The organism is Haloactinomyces albus (genome assembly GCF_031458135.1).
Lineage (GTDB): Bacteria > Actinomycetota > Actinomycetes > Mycobacteriales > Pseudonocardiaceae > Haloactinomyces > Haloactinomyces albus.
In genome coordinates this window covers 51372-67631 of sequence record NZ_JAVDXW010000002.1, presented here as the reverse complement: position 1 = coordinate 67631, position 16260 = coordinate 51372, and the positions used below count along the sequence as shown (strand labels likewise).

The following is a 16260-nucleotide window of genomic DNA, read 5'->3' as shown; positions in this document are numbered from 1 at the left end:
GATCAGTTGAATCCGCCCTCGGTCATGACGGGGCGGGTGTGTTGCGTGGGGTGAGGGGCTCGTGGTTCAGGGGCCTGTGATGCAGGTACAGGCCGCGTGGGCTGGTCCAGGTGTTGGGGAATGGGGCCAGTCGGTTGTTGAGGGGATGGATGCGGGGGTGGTGGTGGGTGGTTTCCCGCGGGTGGAAGGTGTTCAGCGCCACCGGGTCTCGTCCGGTCATGGTGGCCACGAGGGTCTGCTGGCTGATCGGCTGGCTGTCGAGGCACAGGAGCGCGTCGCTGGCCGGGGTGGTGCGGGCGTGGTCGCGGGGACAGCGGTAGGTGCGCAGTAGGGGCAGGCTCCAGTCCGGCAGGGACAGAACCAGCTGGTTCAGGATCACAGCCGGGGCGGTGATCGGGCCGTGGTGGCTGTGGGTGACGTCGTCGATGACGAGTTGGTCGCGGCGTAGGGCCAGCAGGGTCTCGGCGGTGAGGTCGAGGTGATCCCACAGCAGGTTGGCCACGGCCCAGACCGGCTCGGCTACGGCCTCGAGCCAGTCGCGGTGCCGGTGGGAGGTGAGGGTGCCGGGCAGTTGATGCGCGGTGGGCAGCTCGGAGCTTTGATGCCAGGTCAACAGCAGGGCGGCGTGGGTGAACAGGGCGGCCTGCACAGCGCGCAAGGCGATCAGGCGCGCCCGCGGGGGGATCGCCGACGGTGAGGGCGTGAAACACCGCCGTGATCGCGTTGTCGGCCGGGCTGCGGGCGGGCTCGGCCAACTGGTCCCGGGTGCGGGTGTAGCGGTGTCGGTAGTAGTCGTCGACCAGGACTACTTCGGGACGAGGAAGTTGGCGGCAGGCGGCGCGGAAGGTGGTGAACTCCGCGCGAGGCAGCGCCTCGGGGTCCACGGCCGGCCACGGGGGCGTGCTGGTGGAGGTGGTGGTGGGAACGCGTGTGGGGGTGGGGCCGAGCACGTGTTCTGGTGTGGTCGCCAGCGTGGCGGGTACGGCAGGATCGTCGTTGGAGTTGGGCACGAACCAGGCCACGGCACTGGGCCCGTGATCGGCGGGGCTGGCGCCGGCGGTATAGACCCGGGTCACGCGTCGTCTCCAGGGCAGGTCAGGGGTCGGGGTCGTCGTGGCCGAGGCTGGTGTAGATGTTGGCGACCAGCTCGGCGTCGAGCGTGCTGCGTCCCACCGCGCTCACCAGATCATAGGCGGTGGCGGTGAAGGCGGCCCAGTTGCGCCAGTAGCCGTGGGCGAAGGTGGCATCGACCTCGGCCAACAGTTGCTCGTCGGCCTCGGCATACAGCGGGTGGTAGGTCCGCATGAGGGCCGGTACCCGCCGGCCGGGCAGGGGCCGGAATCGGCGGCGTCGGTAGATCCGCGAGGCCAGCATGGGTTCCCGGGAGATGGTCTCCCAGCAGCCGTTGCCACCGACCAGCAGCAGTACCAGTTGTGTGGCGGGGCTGTCGTAGAAGTAGCGCAGCACTTCCATGGCATGTCGGGTCAGGCGTTGAGCCTCGTCGACGACCAGCAGGTAAGGGCGTCCGGACAGTTCGTCGAGGACCTGCTCCTGCAGCTGGAACCGGCTGCGGCTGCGCGCGACGGGAATCTCGAGCAATGCCGCGGCGAGTTCTTGAGCCACGCGCAGCGTGGTCGGCGCATGCGGAAAGACGAGCTTGACCACGCGCATCCGGGCGGATACCTGCCCGTGGGCGTATCCTGGGAGTCCTTCCAGCGCGGCGTCGACGGCGAAGCTCTTGCCCAGCCCGGCCTCGCCGTGGACCACGCCCATGGCCTGATGGCCGATCAGGTCGGCGAGGTCGCGGTCGACCAGCTGAAAGGTCGGGGTCGCCAGCACCGCCGCATGCGGCACGGCCACGAAATGTTCGGGCACGGATCCTCACCGCCTCGCCCGGTGCGTTCTCGTGCCGTCCTCGCCGACCGGGTCCAGGGCGACCGGCTCATGCAGGCCGAGCAGACTCGTCGAGCCCGTCACCGGCGCACCGTCGTGGGGACGGCGCGTGCCGGCCGCCACCAGCCGCGTCTCTCCCGCCTCGACAGCCTCCGCGTTCGTGTCCTGGGGTGTGATCGGATCCAAGCGCCGTCGAGCGCGGGCGTTGGCCTGACGGCGCCGGGCGGCCAACCGGCGCGACTCGGTGTTCCAGGCGCGTCGGTGCTGCTCGGCCTCGGCCGGGCTCTGAGCATCGACCGGTGTGGCGGTGCCCAGGTGCTGGCCCCGCCCGTCGTAGATCTCGAGAAACCGATCGTCGTGGGGGCGAAACCAATATCGACCCGCTCGCCCACCCGCCCCTGCAGGTGCGGTGCTCGGTAGTGCAATCCGTTGTGCCGGACCCCTTTGCTGGTGACCGCGGCACCGCGGCGGGTCAGCAGCATGTCCCGCAGCCAGGCGGCCTCGACGACCGTGATCGGGCTGGGATCGGCCCGCCATGCCTGCACCGGGCTACGCCCGGCCAGGGCGCTGTGCCGGTGCTCGGTATTGAACCACCGCACCCAGGCGGCAAACACCGCCGCGAACGTCGTGATCGGCATCGCCGCCAGGTGCCGCGCCGAGCCCGACTCGGGCACCAGGGCCCGCCAGGCGGCGTCATCACGCACCGGTCCATACAGCCGCCCCCGCTGATCCCGCGGGCCGCCGGTGAAACCCGGCAACTGCGACAACAGCATCTGCGCGATCGTGCGGTGCCACCGCTCGATGACTCCTTTGGCCCGCCCGGAGCGCGGCGGCACGGGCCGGACCACGATGCCCAGCGAACTCGCCGGGCGCTGTAACGCGTGGCCGAGAAACTCCCGCCCGTGGTCGCACTCGATGACCGCCGGTACCCCACCGGCCCCAGCCGCGGTGGCCTCGGCCTCACACACCAGCGCCGAGCGCAACGCGGCCACGGTCGTGCCCGCATCCGGACGCAGCGCGATCGCCCACCCCAGCACCACCCGCGTGGCCAGATCCACGAACGTCGTCAACCACGGCCGCACCGCGTTGCCGCGCGGCGGCACGACCACGATGTCCAATTCGGTGTGATCAACCTGCCAGATCGCGTTGCGCCGCGCGATATGACGCTGCCCATAGACTCTCCTCTCGGCCCGAGCCTCGTGCCCGCTGCGCCAATAGGCCCGTTCCGCGGAGGTCATCTCCCGCTCAAACGCCGCATACAGCGTGCGCAGCGCCACCGGCGCCGCACCCTGCCAGCCCGCCAGCAAATGCTCGGCGATCGGCACACCGGCCGCGGTGGTGTGCCCGGCCACGGCCGCCTGCCGGGCCCGATGCACGGCACTGACGTTGCCGCGAAAATCCTCGAAGGCGGCTCGATCTGACGCTGACAACACATACCGCCGCGGCGACACCCCGGTATCCGGCCGGGGGCCGGCCTGGAGCCACCGCTGCACCGTCCGTGCGGACACCCCGACTGCCTGCGCCGCAGTCCGCACATGCTCTGAGCTCAACTGCCCTGCCTGCTGCAACCGCACCAGCCGCTCGATGATCCGGGCCCGCTCAGCGGCAGGCACGCGCGGCCCGCGGGGGCCACCGCGCGCTCCCGCCACCGCCACCACACCGCCCACGCCCATCACACCCTCCACCCGGTTGTCACGAACACCGCCCGCGGGCCCAACCGGCGCCTGAGCCCAGCACCACCACGGAAGCACCGTCAACACAACACTCCCCACCGGCCGAGATCATCACCCGATCCAGCGACCCCACCGTTCACGACGGTGGGACCCTCACCAGGCTGGCTCAGTCACCGTCGGAGGCTGGCCAAGTGCTCGTCTCCGAGGCGATGACCAGCTGTGATGCTCACTGACGTTGAATCTGTCACGGATCTTTCCGAGACCCGGGGTCGTGGGGGTGCAGGGTGGTGGCGACGAGGTCGGTGGCGCTGCGGGTGGGGTGGCGGGCGGTGTGGTTGTAGACGGCTTGGGTGGTGTGGGGGCTGGTGTGGCCGAGGTCGGCTTGGATGTGGGCGAGGTCGGCGCCGGCTTCGACGGCGGTGGTGACGTAGAAGTGGCGTAGCGCGTGGGGGTGCAGGGTCTCGGCCAGTTCGGCGAGTTCGGGGGTGGTGGTGGCCAGCCGGCGCAGGAGTTGCCAGAGCCCGTGGCGGGTGTAGGCCCGGCCGCTGCGGGTGGTGATCAGGGGGCTGGTGGTGGGGGTGGTGTGGCCGCGGGGGGCGGGGGTGGCTGCGGTGGTGGTGGTGTCGCGGGTGCGGAGGTAGGTGGTCAGGGCGTTCTCGGCGTGGTCGGGGAGGTAGACGATGCGGGGTTTGTTGCCCTTGCCGGGCACGCGCAGGGCGCGGCGGCCGCGGGTGGTGTGCAGGTCGGCACGGTTCAGGTGGCAGAGTTCGCTGGCGCGGAGGCCCAGGGTCAGCAGGGCGACGAGGGCGGTGGCCCGGGCGGTGTCGAGAGGGGAGGCCCCACGGCGGGGGGTGGCTGCGGCGGTTTGCAGTGCGCGGACCTGGCTGGGGGTCAGTGCGAGGGCGTGGCCGCTGTCGGGCTGGCCGGTGCTGGTGAGTCCGAGGCGGCGGCGGTTCAGCGCGGCGGGGTTGCCGGGGCTCAGGCCGGTGTCGGCGAGGTGGGCGTAGCAGGCCGTGACGGTGGCGAGCAGGCGGCTGCGGGTGGCTCGGGCCGCGCCGGCGGTGGTCAGCTCGTCGAGCCAGGCTTTGACGTGGGTGGTGTGGGCGGCCAGGGGGTCGAGCCGGTGGGCGGCACACCAGCGCAGCCAGTGTAGTTCACGGAATCGGCCGCGGGGCGCCGGTGGTGGGCGCCGCGTGCTCGCCGGCCCGGGCGGGGTGTGCAGGTCGCAGCCGAGGACGGCGGCGTAGGCGCTCACGGCCGCGGCCCACCCGGCGGGGCCGGTCTCGGTGGCGGTCCAGGCACGCAACTCGCTGCTGGTGGCCGGCAGGCCCAGCCCGGTGGCGTAGGTGCGGCGGGTGGCGGGGTTGCCGTAGCCGGCCAGCCAGTCGGCGATGCCGGCCAGCAGCCGCACCGGGTCACCGGCACCGGGCCACGGGTCGTGGGGGGCCCCAGTCTGCGGGGAGCCCGGGGCGGGCCGGGTCAGTGCGCCGTTGTCGGCCATGTCCACCCTCTCGTCGCGGTCTGTGGAACTTCCCGGGAGGTTAGCAACAAAAACGGGCTTTCGTTGTAGAGGTCTGTTCCAGTATTGAAAACCTTAACTTGAGTTGCTAGATAGAAAACACAAAACTAGGCTGTGGATCATGGATCCCGCCCCGGACGACTCCGCCGCACCGGCCCGGTGCAAACTGGCCGCCTGCCGCGCCCCGCTGCCGCCCTCCGGGCCCCGCGGCGGCCGCCCACCCGAGTACTGCCCCGAGCGCACCTGGCCCGGCGGCAAAACCTGCAAACAACTCGCCACCGCCCAAACCGCCCTGCAGGAGGCCTTCGGCGACGCCCCCGGAGCCAGCCTCGCCGAGGCGGCCAGCGACTTCACCCAGGCCGTCGAGACCGTGGCCACCCCGCTGGCCACGCTGCACACCGCCCTGGAACAGGTCCGCGGCCAGGTCACCGAGGAACTGACCACCGCCGCCGCGACCACCACCACCGCCCAGGCCGAGGCCGCCAAAGCCCGCGCGAATGCCCAGGCCGCCGAGGCCGCCCGCCAGAACGCCGAAACCGCCCAGGCCGCCGCCGACGCGCAGGCCGCCGCCGCCCACCGCGAGGCCGACCACGCCCGAGCCGAGGCCGAACAGGCCCGGGCGGGCGAAACCACCGCCACCGACGCGCGCCACCAGGCCGAGACCGACGCCGCCGCCGCCCACGCCACCGCCGCCGCCGAGTCCCAGCGCGCCGACGCCGCCGAGACCCGCGCTCAGGCCGCGGCCACCGCACTTGCCGACGCCCGCGAACACCTCGCCACCCGCACCGCCGAACGCGACACCCTCCAGGCCACCCTGGAATCCGAACGCCACGCCCACGCCACCGCCACCGCCGACCTACGCACCGCCCGCGAGGCCGCCCAAAACACCGCCGCCGACGCCGAAACCCGAGCCCAGACCGCCGAGACCCAGCTGACCCAGACCCGCCAGCAGACCCAGGCCGCCGCAGCCGAGGCCGCCGCCGCCCACGCCCGCGCCGAGACCACCGCCACCGAACTCGCCGCAGCCCACACCCGACTGCAGAACCTGCACACCCTCCTGCTCGAGGCCGACCAGACCGACGACCAGCTGCGCCACCGCCTCCTGACCGCCCTGCTCCACCACACCCCCGAGCAACCCCCCACCCCCGAGGACACCGACACCGGACCACCAACCACCGCATGACCGGCCGCGTCATTGCACCGGCACCACCACGACATTCCACCTGCAATTCACAGCAGGTGCCCGGCCGACGAGCCGGACGACTCCGGGGACTCGACAGGGACTGGCGAAGTTCCGGGGTCAGCCACCCCAGCCGGCGAAGAGGCCTGACGAAACCCGTGACGCATCCGGCGGGCGGGTGTGCGGCTATGCCGGCTGCCGGGCGGCGCTGCCCGTGGCCTCCGGGCGCGGCAACCGGGCGCAGTACTGCCAGGACGGCACCACCTGGGGCTCGAAGAGCTTGACCTGCAAACAGGCGGACCAGGACCTGGACAACGTCCGCTCGCTGCCCGGCGGGGACGAGCAGGCCCTGGCCGACACCGCCCTGGCCGAGCTCGGTGAGCACGTCGAGGCCGCCCTCTCCCCCATCGACCAGCTCCATACCGCCCTGACGGCTGTCCGCGCCGACCTCGACGGGGCGGTGGCCGAAGCACTGCAGGCTCGGGAGACGGCCCAGCAGCAGGCCCGCGACGCCGACGGCCGCGCCGAGGCCGCCGAGCAACGCGCTGTCGCGGCCGAGCAGGCAACCGCCGAGGCTGATGCCGCGGCCGAGGCGGCCGGACGCCGGGTCGATGCGGCCGACGCCGACACGCGACACGGCACTGGCAGACCGGGACACCGCGCGCACGGCCCAACAGCGGGCCGAGGCCCGGCTCGAGGACGCCCGCGATCGCGAGGAGCGGGCCGAGCGCCGCGCCGGCGAGGCCGGCGACCGCGCGGCCAGTGCCGAGAACCGCCTCGCCGGGCTGGCCGCCGAACGGGACGCGCTGACCGACCAGCTCACCGGGCTCCGCGCCGATCTCGCCGACGAGCGCGACCGCGCGGCAGCCGCCGCCCACCAGGCCCAAGAGACCATCGACGACCTCCAGAGGCGGCTGGAACGGCAACGTGACGAGCACGCCCAAGCCCGGGACCAGATCCGCGACGAGGCCCACGCCGAAATCACCCGCATCCGCGAGACCGCCGAGCACGAGGCCGCCGCCGCCCGGGCCGAGCTGACCCAGGCTCAGCGCGACCACACCACCCAGCTCGGCGAACTCCGCCACCAACTCGGCAGCCTCACCCAGCAAGTCACCAGCCTTGACCAGCGTGCCACTGATGCCGAAACTGCTCACCATCACGCGGCCACCCAGCTGGCCCACTGGCGCCGCACCCTCACCATCGCGCTGACAGAGCCCGACGGGCACGGCCAACAGTTGGCTACCCGCATCGAGCAGCTGCTGGCCGAGGACGACGGCACAGCATAGCGTCGGCACCGAGATCTTGCCCATGCCTGGAAGCCTGCAGTCCAGGCGGCTACGGATCCTGACGGAGTCCGCGAGGTCGGGTGCTTCAGAGTGCGGCCCTGCTGTGGAGGCAGCGGGTGGGGCGGGAGGAGAGGGCAGCTGAACACATCCGTACTCGCTACGGGGGAAGCTACTGACAACGAGTTTCCTGGACAGCTGTGCTCCTCGACAGGCGTTAAACGTCGTTATGCGATTGTCGTGGTGAACGCGGATGAGTACTACGACGGCATCCCGGTCGCCGAGCTGCCCATCGACTGAGATCGACGTGCCCGATCCGGCTCATCTCCAACGCTCTCAGCGTTATCCGGGAGCTCTGGACGTTGATCCGATTGCCGCGATCGAGGCAGCTTGAGGACCCGCAGGGGCTGGTCGCCCGTGACCCGAACTCGGCAACCGGTGAGGCATCCGGGCGGTCGGCTACTTGCCCACCGCGGCACGGGTGCTGATCGTGGTGCTCATCCCCGACCAGCACCCGCCGGGCGGGCTCTGGCACGTGGCCACAGCCTGGTCGGCCCATCGCCGGCAACGGCGCGCCTACGCCACCAGCCACGAGGAGGAGTGCCACCATGACGAGTCCGGATCCTGACCTGGCAGACAAGCTCGCCGCCGAAGCCGAACAGGCCGAAGCCACCCGGGATGCCGATCTGGGCTACCGGCGGCGCCGCCCGAGTGGTGGGCAGTCCGTCTACGGGCTGCGCCTACCGACCGAACGCATCGTGCAACTGCGTCGCGTAGCTGAGGCCCGCGGCGTCGAACCCAGCGTGCTCGCTCGCACCTGGATGATCGAACAACTGGACCGGGCCGAGGCCGGTGACCGCGATTCCGACACGGACCGCTGGGAACGTGACCTCCGCGCCACCACCGAACACCTCCGCGACCTGCTCGACGAACGCCCCGGAGCGTAAACACCTCGTTCGGGACTGCCCAGCAGCAGCGGGGGGCGGATGCTCCCAGCTGGCGAGCAGCGGCCAGGCTGCCGCTGAGCTGCACCGGCGTCGTGGCCTGCGTTGACGGGCAATCTGCCCCGGTTCTTCTTCCAGACCTCTGACCCACGTCGGCCTGGCCCACCACAACCAACAATCTGATCAGAAAGCCTCAATCAGAACCCTTGCCGGGTATCGGTAGTTTGTTGAATCAAGGTTGTTGCTGGGTAGGCCCTTGGTGTTCGGGTTTCTGGGTGGAGGGGGCCGGGATGACCAAGAGGGTGGCGTGTCCGGTGGCGCCGGGGCCGTTGGAGGCGTATGCGGCGCGGTTCGATGATGTGTTTTCGGCGTTGGCCCAGCGGCGTGGGTTTCGCGAGTATCTGGCCGGGTTGTTGGCTCCGCGAGATCGCAACAAGACCATGACCTGCCTGGCTGGGGCCGGGCCGGTGGTGGGGGCCGTTCAGGCGGGTGTGTAGCGGCTGCGGTTCTTTCTGAGTGAGTCGGTGTGGGATCCCGGGGCGGTCAACGCCCGGCGGTTGGAGCTGCTGCTGGCCGGGGAGGCCACCGCACCGCATGCGGGTGGGGTGTTGGTCGTCGATGACAGCGGCGATCGCAAGGAGGGCACGGCAACGGCGCGTGTCGGACGTCAGTGGCTGGGTCGGGTGGGCAAGACCGATAACGGGGTGGTCACCGTGACCACGTTGTGGGCCGATCGGCGCATGTCCTATCCGTTGCACGCCGGTGCCCTACACCCCGGCGCGTCGGCTTGTCGGTGGCAAGAATGATGCCCACTTTCGGACGAAACCACGCATCGCTGCGGAGCTGGTCAGCCGGGCCAGCCGGGCCGGGGTGGGATTCCGGGCGGCCGTGGCCGAGGAGCACCTACGGTGATCTGGACGATTTCCGCGCCGTACGCAGCTGGCTGACCCCCGCGATCGCGCTACAACGCTGGTGACACGCCTGGTCGACACAGCCCCCCACCCCACGAGCTCCAAGCCCCCATGACCGGGCACGCGCCCGGTCCGCCGGGGCTGCCCCGCAGGACTTGCCGTATGTCGTTGTAACAACTAATGTTACGAATAGAGCCGAGGGGTGAGGGAGGTGGAGTCCGACGTGAGCGCCAACAGCAGACTGACCATCGCGGCGCACGCCCTGACATGGATCGGGCTGTACCAGCGGCGCGGCCACGAGGTCGCCACCTCCGAGCAGATCGCGACGAGCGTCAACACCAACCCGGTGGTGATCCGCCGCCTGCTGGCCGAGCTGCGCAAGGCCGGCCTGGTCGATTCGCAGCGGGGGGCGGGCTGGATGCTCGTGCGGGACCTGGCGGCGATCACCCTGCTCGACGTCTACCAGGCGATCGAGTCGGGACCGGTCTTCGCCCTGCACCGCGCGACACCGGACCCCGAGTGCGTCGTGGGCCACGGCATCGGGCCCGCGATGACCGCCGTGTACGACGAGGTGGAGGCCGCCCTGCGCAGGGAGCTGGCCAAGACCACGCTGGAGGACGTGCTGCGGGACGTCTTGAAAGCCGCCTGACCTCGGACTGTTGACTTTCCCTGATCGAGGGAGATCACAGCCCGCACCCATATATGTAACAAAAATGGTTACTTTAAGAAAAGGGAATAGGAGAATCCCATGGGACCGTTGGACGACAAGACCGCCCTCGTCACCGGTGCTTCCAGCGGCATCGGCCTGGCGATCGCCCGCCGTTTCGCCGCCGAGGGCGCGACCGTCTACCTCACCGGCCGCCGCAAGGCCGAGCTGGACGCCGCCGTCGCGCAGGTCGGCGCCCGAGGTATCGCCATCCAGGGCGATGCCTCGGACCTCGGCGACCTCGACCGGCTCTTCGCCGAGATCGCGAACCGCAGCGGCCGCCTGGACATCGTGGTGGCCAACGCCGGAGTCGGGGACTACGGCCCGCTCGGCGCGATCACCGAGGAGGAGTACGACCGCACTGCCTCGATCAATCTCAAGGGCACGGTCTTCACCGTCCAGAAGGCGCTGCCGCTGCTGACGGCCGGCGCCTCGGTGATGCTGCTCTCCTCCAGCGCGGCCCTGCGGGCCGCCCCGGGCCTGGGCGTCTACGCCGCCACCAAGGCCTCGATCCGCAGCCTCGCCCGTACCTGGGCCGCCGAGTTGGCCGGCCGCGGGATCCGCGTCAACACCCTCACCCCCGGCGATGTCGAGACCCCGGGCGGGGACGAGCTCCGCGCCGCTTTCCCGCACGGCGATCGGCCCACCGCGGCCGAGCCCACCCCGCTGACCCCGCTCGGCCGGATCGGCCATCCCGACGAGGTCGCCGCCACCGCCCTCTACCTGGCCGGTGACCAAAGCACTTTCACCACCGGCGCGGAACTGCTCGTCGACGGCGGTGCCACACAGCTCTAGGCGCCAAATCGGCGACGCGGGACGCATTCGACGCTCCAGGGTATTGAGCCGCGTACTTGCGACCGTCGTCAGGGCAACGGCTCCGACACAACCAGGAGTGAGTCGTCAAGAACGTGGTCCACTACCGGGCGGGCGATGCGGCCAGCCCGATCCCCGGCACCAGGAGGACAACCTGGTCGTCTTCCTCGCCGGTGACGACGAGAGCGCCAAGGACCCCTTCACACGGCTGCTGACCGAATTCGGGTTCGCAGCCGGTCGACCTGGCGCGCTGTGCGAAGGCGGGGCGCTCATGCGGCTCGGCGGGCCGCTGAGCGGCAAGCACTTTCTGTTCCAGGGCTGAGGCCCGACCGACACACCTCATGCGAACAAAAAGACAAAGGACAAGGACGATGGCAACAGATACTCAGACCTCGCGGACCGTGGCCGAGAAGTTCGTGGAGCGCCTCGGCAGGCAGGACCCCGACGGCATCCAGGAACTGTTCTCCGAGGAGATCGACTGGCACGTCCCCGGCAGTGACGCGCTGCCCTGGACCGGGCGTCGTACCCGCCGGGAGGAGGTCGCGCCGTACTTCACCACGATGTGGCCGCACTTCGCGCACGGCAGGAGCAAGGTCGTGCTGGAGCGCGTCATCGTCGACGGTGGTGACGTGATGCTGCTGGCGGACTTCACGCACACCGTCGCGGCCAGCGGTAAGGAGTTCACCACACCGGCGGCCATGCACCTGGTGGTCGAGGACAACCGGATCGTCCGCATGCACCTGTACGAGGACACGCTGACCGTCGACGAGGCGTTCAACGCCGGCTGAGCGGCGAGTGCTCAGAGCACCGTGGCCCGGGGCAGCCCGGCCGGGCGTGTACGTACAATCTCGCCGCTCGGCTGGGCCCGCCGACCTGGTCCTGGCCGCCGGCCGCGACCCCGGAGGATCTTCCTCGCTTTCGGTCGTCACCGGTGCGTCCCATATCCTCCTGCTCCAGCGCGCACAACTTAGGCCCGAAACTCCCGAAGACCTTCGATGGTCCGTAACGTCAAGTGGAGGTAGCTGGTGGTGTGTCGCCGAATGCCCTGATCGGGTTGTAGAGCTCCTCGCTGTGCAGGCAGTGGAAGGGCTGGCCGAGCATCTTGTTGAACAGATGTCGCAGGGCGGCGTGGCGATCACCAGAGTCTTTGCGTCGTCGGTAGTGGACCTTGGCGTGTGGTGAGTTGGTCATGGCCATGAATGCCCAGCTGTAGCCGACGGTGGCCAACCGATTGTTCTTCACACGGCGGTGGGCCACCACAACTACGGCACTCACGAAACACCGGCCATCAAGAAATGGCTCCTGGCCCACCCGCGGTTCCACGTGCACTTCACCCCGACCAGTGCCTCCTGGCTCAATTTGGTGGAACGCTGGTTCGCCGAACTCACCACGCGGCAAATTCCGCCGCTCGGCCCACCGTAGTGTCGACGAACTCGAAGCCGACGTCACCGCCTGGATCGAAGCCTGGAACGCCGACCCCAAACCCTTCATCTGGACCAAGACCGCCGACGAGATCCTCGACACCCTCGCCACATACTGCCAACGAATCAACGACTCACAACACTAGGTGGTGTCTCCGGAGAGTTCGTAGACCTTGCCTTCGTGGCCGGGCGTGGTGAGGTCGACGGTGGCGGCCTCGGCGAAGTCCTTGCGCGGGGCGGTGGCGATGTGGCCGTCGCCGATGCTGTTGGCGATGACGCCGCGTTCACGGGATCCGGTGAAGTCGGGGTGGGACCGGAATACGCCAGAAACCTGCCGCGCCCATGGGTAGCTACTGCTCAACGGCCGGTCGGCAGGTGATTGTGGCGGGTGGCTAGGGTGCCTACGTCTCGGTCTTGATCGTTGCTGGGGTGTCGGGTTGGCGTCGATTGATCGGACCGCGTATCCGCGGTTCAAGCGGGTGGTGTCAGCGCGGGAGCTGGCGGAGGCGTTCACCCCCACCGCGGACGAGGTCGAGTGGGCTCGGTCGAAGACCGCGACCGAGCAGCATTTCTTGGCGCTGGTGGTGCTGCTGAAGTGCTATCAGCGGCTGGGGTACTTCTCGAAGCTGGCCGACGTGCCGCCCGCGGTGGTCGACCATGTGCGCGGCAAGCTAGAGCTGGACGAGGCCGTGGAGGCGGCGCATGAGTCGGACCGGACGCTGTGGCGGCACCGGGACTTCGTGCGCACACGGTTGGGCGTGAAGTACACGCCGGCCACGGTGCGGGCGGTGGCCGATGCGGCGATCCGCAAGGTCGTGCAGTCCAAGAACAACCCGGCGGATTTGATCAACGTGGCGTTGGACGAGCTGGTGCGCCAGAGCTGTGAGCTGCCCGGCTACACCACGCTGGACGCGATGGCCGCCTCGATCCGCGCCGAGGTCAACGGCGGTATGTTCACTGCGGTGGCGGACCGGCCGGGCCGGATGCAGCGGACACGGCTGGAGCGGCTGCTGTGGGTTGACCCGGCGAGCAGGCGCAGCGAGTTCGACCGGCTGAAAGATTCGGCGCAGGCCGCGACGCTGGGCAAGTTCAAGCAGCGTCTGGCGTACCTGGCCTGGCTGGACGGGTTGGGGCCGACCGAGCAGTGGCTGGAAGGCATCCCGCCGGGCAAGATCGCGCACTTCGCGGGCGAGGCGCGGGTGACCGACGCCGCGGACATGTGCAAGGTTCTCAACGATGACAAGCGGCTGACGCTGCTGATCAGCCTCGTGCACGAGTGCCGGACCGCGGCGCGGGACGAGGTGGTGACCATGTTCTGCAAGCGCATGGCCGCTTTGCACAAGAAGGGCCGGGAGCGGTTGGAGGAGATCCAGACCGCCAACCGAGCAGAGACCGAGCGACTGATCGGTGTGTTCGGCGAGGTGCTGGCCGCCGCCCGCGAAGCGACCACCCCCGCTGCCACCTCGGTGTCGACGCCTGAGTTGGCGGCCGGGTCGGTAGCGGGCATCGAAGGGCCTGGTCTTGACGCTGGTTCCGGCGTCGGCGGTGTTCAGGGTGGTGTGGAGGAGCGGGCGGGTCGGCTGGTGCTCAAGACGCTGGCCGACGCGGGCGGGATCGATGAGCTGGCCACCGCCGCCGAGGCGGTGTCGGCGTATCACGGCAACAACTACCTGCCGCTGCTGGAGCGGTTCTACCGCTCGCACCGGCCGGTGCTGTTCACGCTGGTCGACGCGATCGAGCTGGAGGCGACCAGCGCGGACCGCAGCGTGTTGGACGCGGTGGAGTTCATCCGCGCCAACCGGGATCGGCGCAGCGACTGGCTACCGGAGACGATCACGGTCGGGACCGATGGCCAGCCCACTACGCTCACCGTGAACGTGGATGCCTTCGCCAGCGACGCCTGGGAGAAGGTACTGCGGGACCGGCAGCGGCCGGGAATGCTGGCCCGTCGGCACCTGGAGATCTGTGTGTTCTCCTATCTGGCCGCTGAACTGCGGTCCGGTGACATCGCGGTGGCCGGTTCGGACTCCTACGCCAACCTGCACGCCCAACTCATGAGCTGGGACGAGTGCGCGCCGCTGGCCGCGGACTTCTGCGCCCAGGCCGGTATCCCCACCGAGGCGACCGAGCTGGTGGCGCACTACCGGCATGAGCTGACGCGCACCGCCGCGGCCGTCGACGCCGGCTACCCGGCGAACACCGACCTGGTGCTGGACGGCGACCGCCCGGTGCTCAAGCGCCGTAAGGGCGCCGACCGGCGGTCCTCGGCGGTCGCGTTGGAGGCAGCGATCCACCAGCGGCTGCCGGAGCGCAGCTTGTTGGACATCCTCACCCGCACTGCTTACCTGACCGGCTGGCACCGTCATTTCGGGCCGACCTCGGGGTCGGACCCGAAGGTCCGCGACACCCTGGGCCGCTACGTGACCACGACCTACGCCTACGGCACCAACCTCGGCCCGGCCGAGGTCGCCCGGCACATGCGCGGCAGAGTCTCCGCCCACGAGATCTACACCGCCGGTAACAAGCACTCCGACCCGAGCAAGGTGTATCGGGGCTCGATGGACGTGATCAACGAGTTCGCCAAGCTGGACGTGGCCGGGATCTGGGGTGACGGCCAGGTGGTCGCGGTCGACGGATCCCAGGTAGACACCTGGGAAAACAACCTGCTCGCCGAGTCCCACATCCGCTACGGCGGCTACGGCGGGATCGCGATGCGGCACGTGGCCGACTCCTACATCGCCCTGTTCTCCCACTTCATCCCCTGCGGGGTGTGGGGAGCCATCTACATCATCGAAGGGCTGCTCAACAACGACTCCGACATACAGCCCGAGGCCATCCACGCCGACACGCAGGGCCAGTCGCTGCCTGTCTTCGGACTCGCCGCGCTGCTGGGCTTCGAGCTGCTGCCGCGCATCCGCAACTGGCACGACCTGATCTTCTACCGGCCCGATCCGCGCACCCGTTACCAGCACATCGACGCGCTGTTCGGCGACAACGCCATTGACTGGGACCTGATCGAGCGGCACTGGACCGACCTGCTGCGCACCGCGATCTCCATCCGCGAAAGCCGCGTGTCCTCGGTGACGCTGCTGCGCCGGCTCGGCAACCACTCTCGCAAGAACCGGCTCTATCGGGCGTTTCGGGAACTGGGCCGGGTGATCATGACGATTACGCTGCTCCGGTTCCTGTCGGAACCAGAGCTGCGGGAGCAGATCACCGCGATCACCAACAAGGCCGAGGCGTTCCACGGCTACGCCGAGTGGCTGATGGTCGGCGGGAAGCTCATCGGCCACAACGACCCCGACCATCAGGAACTGGTAGTCAAGTTCAACGAGCTCATGGCCAACTGCGCGATCTACTCCACCGCGCTGGACATCACCGACGTCACCAACGCCCTGGCCGCCGAGGGACACCCGGTCGACCACGACGACCTGGCCACCATCACCCCTACATCACCTACACCCTCCGCCGCCTCGGCGACCTGGTGCTCGATCTCGACCCACCCGACGCGGTTCCGGTCACCCGACTGGACCTGGAACCCCGCGCCCTGTTCCCCGGCGGCCCCGCCGCCTGACGGTCCTGATGGTGTAGGCGTGGTAGTCGGGATCGTCGAACGTCTCGTTGGCACCGGGCCGGTCGGGGTTCATGCCTGCTCCTTGGCCCTCGAAAAGGCCCCCGGTGCACCAGCGGTGCACCGGGGGCTGCGAGGGATGGTCTTGCTCAGTTCACTGCGGACCGCACCGAGCCATGGGGAGGTGGGTGCGACACTCGCTGGGTAACGGGCGAACGACGACCCCCTTCTTGCTCGGGTGTGCCTGGTGCTCGACGCCCGCGGGGGCGGGAACCGTGCGACCCGCCCCCGCGAGGGACTGTCACTTCCACTTGCTCACTGCGGCGCCGATTCGTCGGTGATGGCG

General features: G+C 69.9%; 17 protein-coding genes and 2 pseudogenes. 12 read left to right on the top strand and 7 right to left on the bottom strand.

Annotated features, from left to right (window positions below; genetic code table 11):
* Nucleotides 1-22: 22 nt before the first annotated feature.
* Nucleotides 23-658: a hypothetical protein gene (locus JOF55_RS23175; protein WP_310278669.1), complete on the bottom strand. Its 636-nt coding sequence runs from the start codon at nucleotides 656-658 to the stop codon at nucleotides 23-25.
* Between the two features lie 191 nt (nucleotides 659-849).
* Here JOF55_RS23175 and JOF55_RS23170 point away from each other — a divergent pair, with 191 nt between their 5' ends.
* Entirely contained in the window at nucleotides 850-1038 is a 189-nt protein-coding gene (locus JOF55_RS23170) for a hypothetical protein (RefSeq protein ID WP_310278666.1), read from the top strand.
* A gap of 57 nt (nucleotides 1039-1095) precedes the next feature.
* Here JOF55_RS23170 and JOF55_RS23165 read toward each other — a convergent pair whose 3' ends face one another.
* The 3 genes from JOF55_RS23165 to JOF55_RS23155 all read right to left on the bottom strand — a co-directional run bounded on the left by JOF55_RS23165 (nucleotide 1096) and on the right by JOF55_RS23155 (nucleotide 5067).
* A complete protein-coding gene (locus tag JOF55_RS23165; protein WP_310278663.1) occupies nucleotides 1096-1875 on the bottom strand; it encodes an AAA family ATPase in 780 nt (259 codons plus the stop codon).
* A 98-nt stretch (nucleotides 1876-1973) separates the two neighbouring features.
* On the bottom strand, nucleotides 1974-3566 hold the full coding sequence (locus tag JOF55_RS23160) for a TnsB C-terminal domain-containing protein (protein WP_310278661.1): 1593 nt from the start codon (nucleotides 3564-3566) through the stop codon (nucleotides 1974-1976).
* Nucleotides 3567-3810: 244 nt separating this feature from the next.
* Nucleotides 3811-5067: a tyrosine-type recombinase/integrase gene (locus JOF55_RS23155; protein WP_310278658.1), complete on the bottom strand. Its 1257-nt coding sequence runs from the start codon at nucleotides 5065-5067 to the stop codon at nucleotides 3811-3813.
* 139 nt (nucleotides 5068-5206) lie between these two features.
* Between JOF55_RS23155 and JOF55_RS23150 the strand changes: the two genes are divergently transcribed.
* Complete coding sequence (locus JOF55_RS23150) at nucleotides 5207-6268, top strand: hypothetical protein (protein WP_310278655.1); 1062 nt, start codon at nucleotides 5207-5209, stop codon at nucleotides 6266-6268.
* A 183-nt stretch (nucleotides 6269-6451) separates the two neighbouring features.
* Here the strand turns inward: JOF55_RS23150 and JOF55_RS23145 are convergent, their stop codons facing one another.
* Nucleotides 6452-6673, bottom strand: coding sequence for a hypothetical protein (locus JOF55_RS23145; RefSeq protein ID WP_310278652.1), 222 nt, complete (start codon nucleotides 6671-6673; stop codon nucleotides 6452-6454).
* Nucleotides 6674-6876: 203 nt separating this feature from the next.
* Between JOF55_RS23145 and JOF55_RS23140 the strand changes: the two genes are divergently transcribed.
* The 8 genes and pseudogenes from JOF55_RS23140 to JOF55_RS23100 all read left to right on the top strand — a co-directional run bounded on the left by JOF55_RS23140 (nucleotide 6877) and on the right by JOF55_RS23100 (nucleotide 11710).
* Nucleotides 6877-7551 (top strand): hypothetical protein, encoded by a 675-nt coding sequence (locus JOF55_RS23140; RefSeq protein WP_310278649.1) that lies wholly within the window; start codon nucleotides 6877-6879, stop codon nucleotides 7549-7551.
* A 460-nt stretch (nucleotides 7552-8011) separates the two neighbouring features.
* On the top strand, nucleotides 8012-8176 hold the full coding sequence (locus JOF55_RS23135) for a hypothetical protein (RefSeq protein WP_310278646.1): 165 nt from the start codon (nucleotides 8012-8014) through the stop codon (nucleotides 8174-8176).
* Nucleotides 8157-8495: a hypothetical protein gene (locus JOF55_RS23130; RefSeq protein ID WP_310278643.1), complete on the top strand. Its 339-nt coding sequence runs from the start codon at nucleotides 8157-8159 to the stop codon at nucleotides 8493-8495. Before JOF55_RS23135 ends, JOF55_RS23130 begins: the two co-directional genes overlap by 20 nt.
* A 287-nt stretch (nucleotides 8496-8782) precedes the next feature.
* A pseudogene (locus tag JOF55_RS24710) lies at nucleotides 8783-9420 on the top strand (IS701 family transposase); the annotation flags it as partial.
* 206 nt (nucleotides 9421-9626) lie between these two features.
* Nucleotides 9627-10052, top strand: coding sequence for an Rrf2 family transcriptional regulator (locus tag JOF55_RS23115; RefSeq protein WP_310278640.1), 426 nt, complete (start codon nucleotides 9627-9629; stop codon nucleotides 10050-10052).
* Nucleotides 10053-10151: 99 nt separating this feature from the next.
* Nucleotides 10152-10904 (top strand): SDR family NAD(P)-dependent oxidoreductase, encoded by a 753-nt coding sequence (locus JOF55_RS23110; protein WP_310278637.1) that lies wholly within the window; start codon nucleotides 10152-10154, stop codon nucleotides 10902-10904.
* A gap of 97 nt (nucleotides 10905-11001) precedes the next feature.
* Nucleotides 11002-11244, top strand: a complete 243-nt coding sequence (locus tag JOF55_RS23105; RefSeq protein WP_310278634.1) for an NAD(P)-binding domain-containing protein — start codon at nucleotides 11002-11004, stop codon at nucleotides 11242-11244.
* A gap of 49 nt (nucleotides 11245-11293) precedes the next feature.
* Nucleotides 11294-11710, top strand: a complete 417-nt coding sequence (locus tag JOF55_RS23100) for a nuclear transport factor 2 family protein (protein WP_310278630.1) — start codon at nucleotides 11294-11296, stop codon at nucleotides 11708-11710.
* A gap of 220 nt (nucleotides 11711-11930) precedes the next feature.
* Here the strand turns inward: JOF55_RS23100 and JOF55_RS23095 are convergent, their stop codons facing one another.
* A complete protein-coding gene (locus JOF55_RS23095) occupies nucleotides 11931-12197 on the bottom strand; it encodes a hypothetical protein (RefSeq protein WP_310279102.1) in 267 nt (88 codons plus the stop codon).
* Here JOF55_RS23095 and JOF55_RS23090 point away from each other — a divergent pair.
* Nucleotides 12183-12489: pseudogene (locus tag JOF55_RS23090) on the top strand (transposase); the annotation flags it as partial. The gene JOF55_RS23095 and the pseudogene JOF55_RS23090 sit on opposite strands and share 15 nt — an antisense overlap.
* Here the strand turns inward: JOF55_RS23090 and JOF55_RS23085 are convergent.
* A complete protein-coding gene (locus JOF55_RS23085) occupies nucleotides 12486-12704 on the bottom strand; it encodes a hypothetical protein (protein WP_310278626.1) in 219 nt (72 codons plus the stop codon). The pseudogene JOF55_RS23090 and the gene JOF55_RS23085 overlap by 4 nt on opposite strands.
* Nucleotides 12705-12780: 76 nt before the next feature.
* Here JOF55_RS23085 and JOF55_RS23080 point away from each other — a divergent pair, with 76 nt between their 5' ends.
* Nucleotides 12781-16122, top strand: a complete 3342-nt coding sequence (locus tag JOF55_RS23080; RefSeq protein WP_310278623.1) for a Tn3 family transposase — start codon at nucleotides 12781-12783, stop codon at nucleotides 16120-16122.
* The last annotated feature ends 138 nt before the right edge of the window (nucleotides 16123-16260 follow it).

Bases quoted from the DNA above. Each gene is read 5' to 3' on its own strand.
- JOF55_RS23160 (WP_310278661.1), bottom strand. From the start codon at position 3,566: ATGGGCGTGGGCGGTGTGGTGGCGGTGGCGGGAGCGCGCGGTGGCCCC.
- JOF55_RS23155 (WP_310278658.1), bottom strand. From the start codon at position 5,067: ATGGCCGACAACGGCGCACTGACCCGGCCCGCCCCGGGCTCCCCGCAG.
- JOF55_RS23150 (WP_310278655.1), top strand. From the start codon at position 5,207: ATGGATCCCGCCCCGGACGACTCCGCCGCACCGGCCCGGTGCAAACTG.
- JOF55_RS23145 (WP_310278652.1), bottom strand. From the start codon at position 6,673: ATGGGGGAGAGGGCGGCCTCGACGTGCTCACCGAGCTCGGCCAGGGCG.
- JOF55_RS23140 (WP_310278649.1), top strand. From the start codon at position 6,877: ATGCGGCCGACGCCGACACGCGACACGGCACTGGCAGACCGGGACACC.
- JOF55_RS23130 (WP_310278643.1), top strand. From the start codon at position 8,157: ATGACGAGTCCGGATCCTGACCTGGCAGACAAGCTCGCCGCCGAAGCC.
- JOF55_RS23110 (WP_310278637.1), top strand. From the start codon at position 10,152: ATGGGACCGTTGGACGACAAGACCGCCCTCGTCACCGGTGCTTCCAGC.
- JOF55_RS23100 (WP_310278630.1), top strand. From the start codon at position 11,294: ATGGCAACAGATACTCAGACCTCGCGGACCGTGGCCGAGAAGTTCGTG.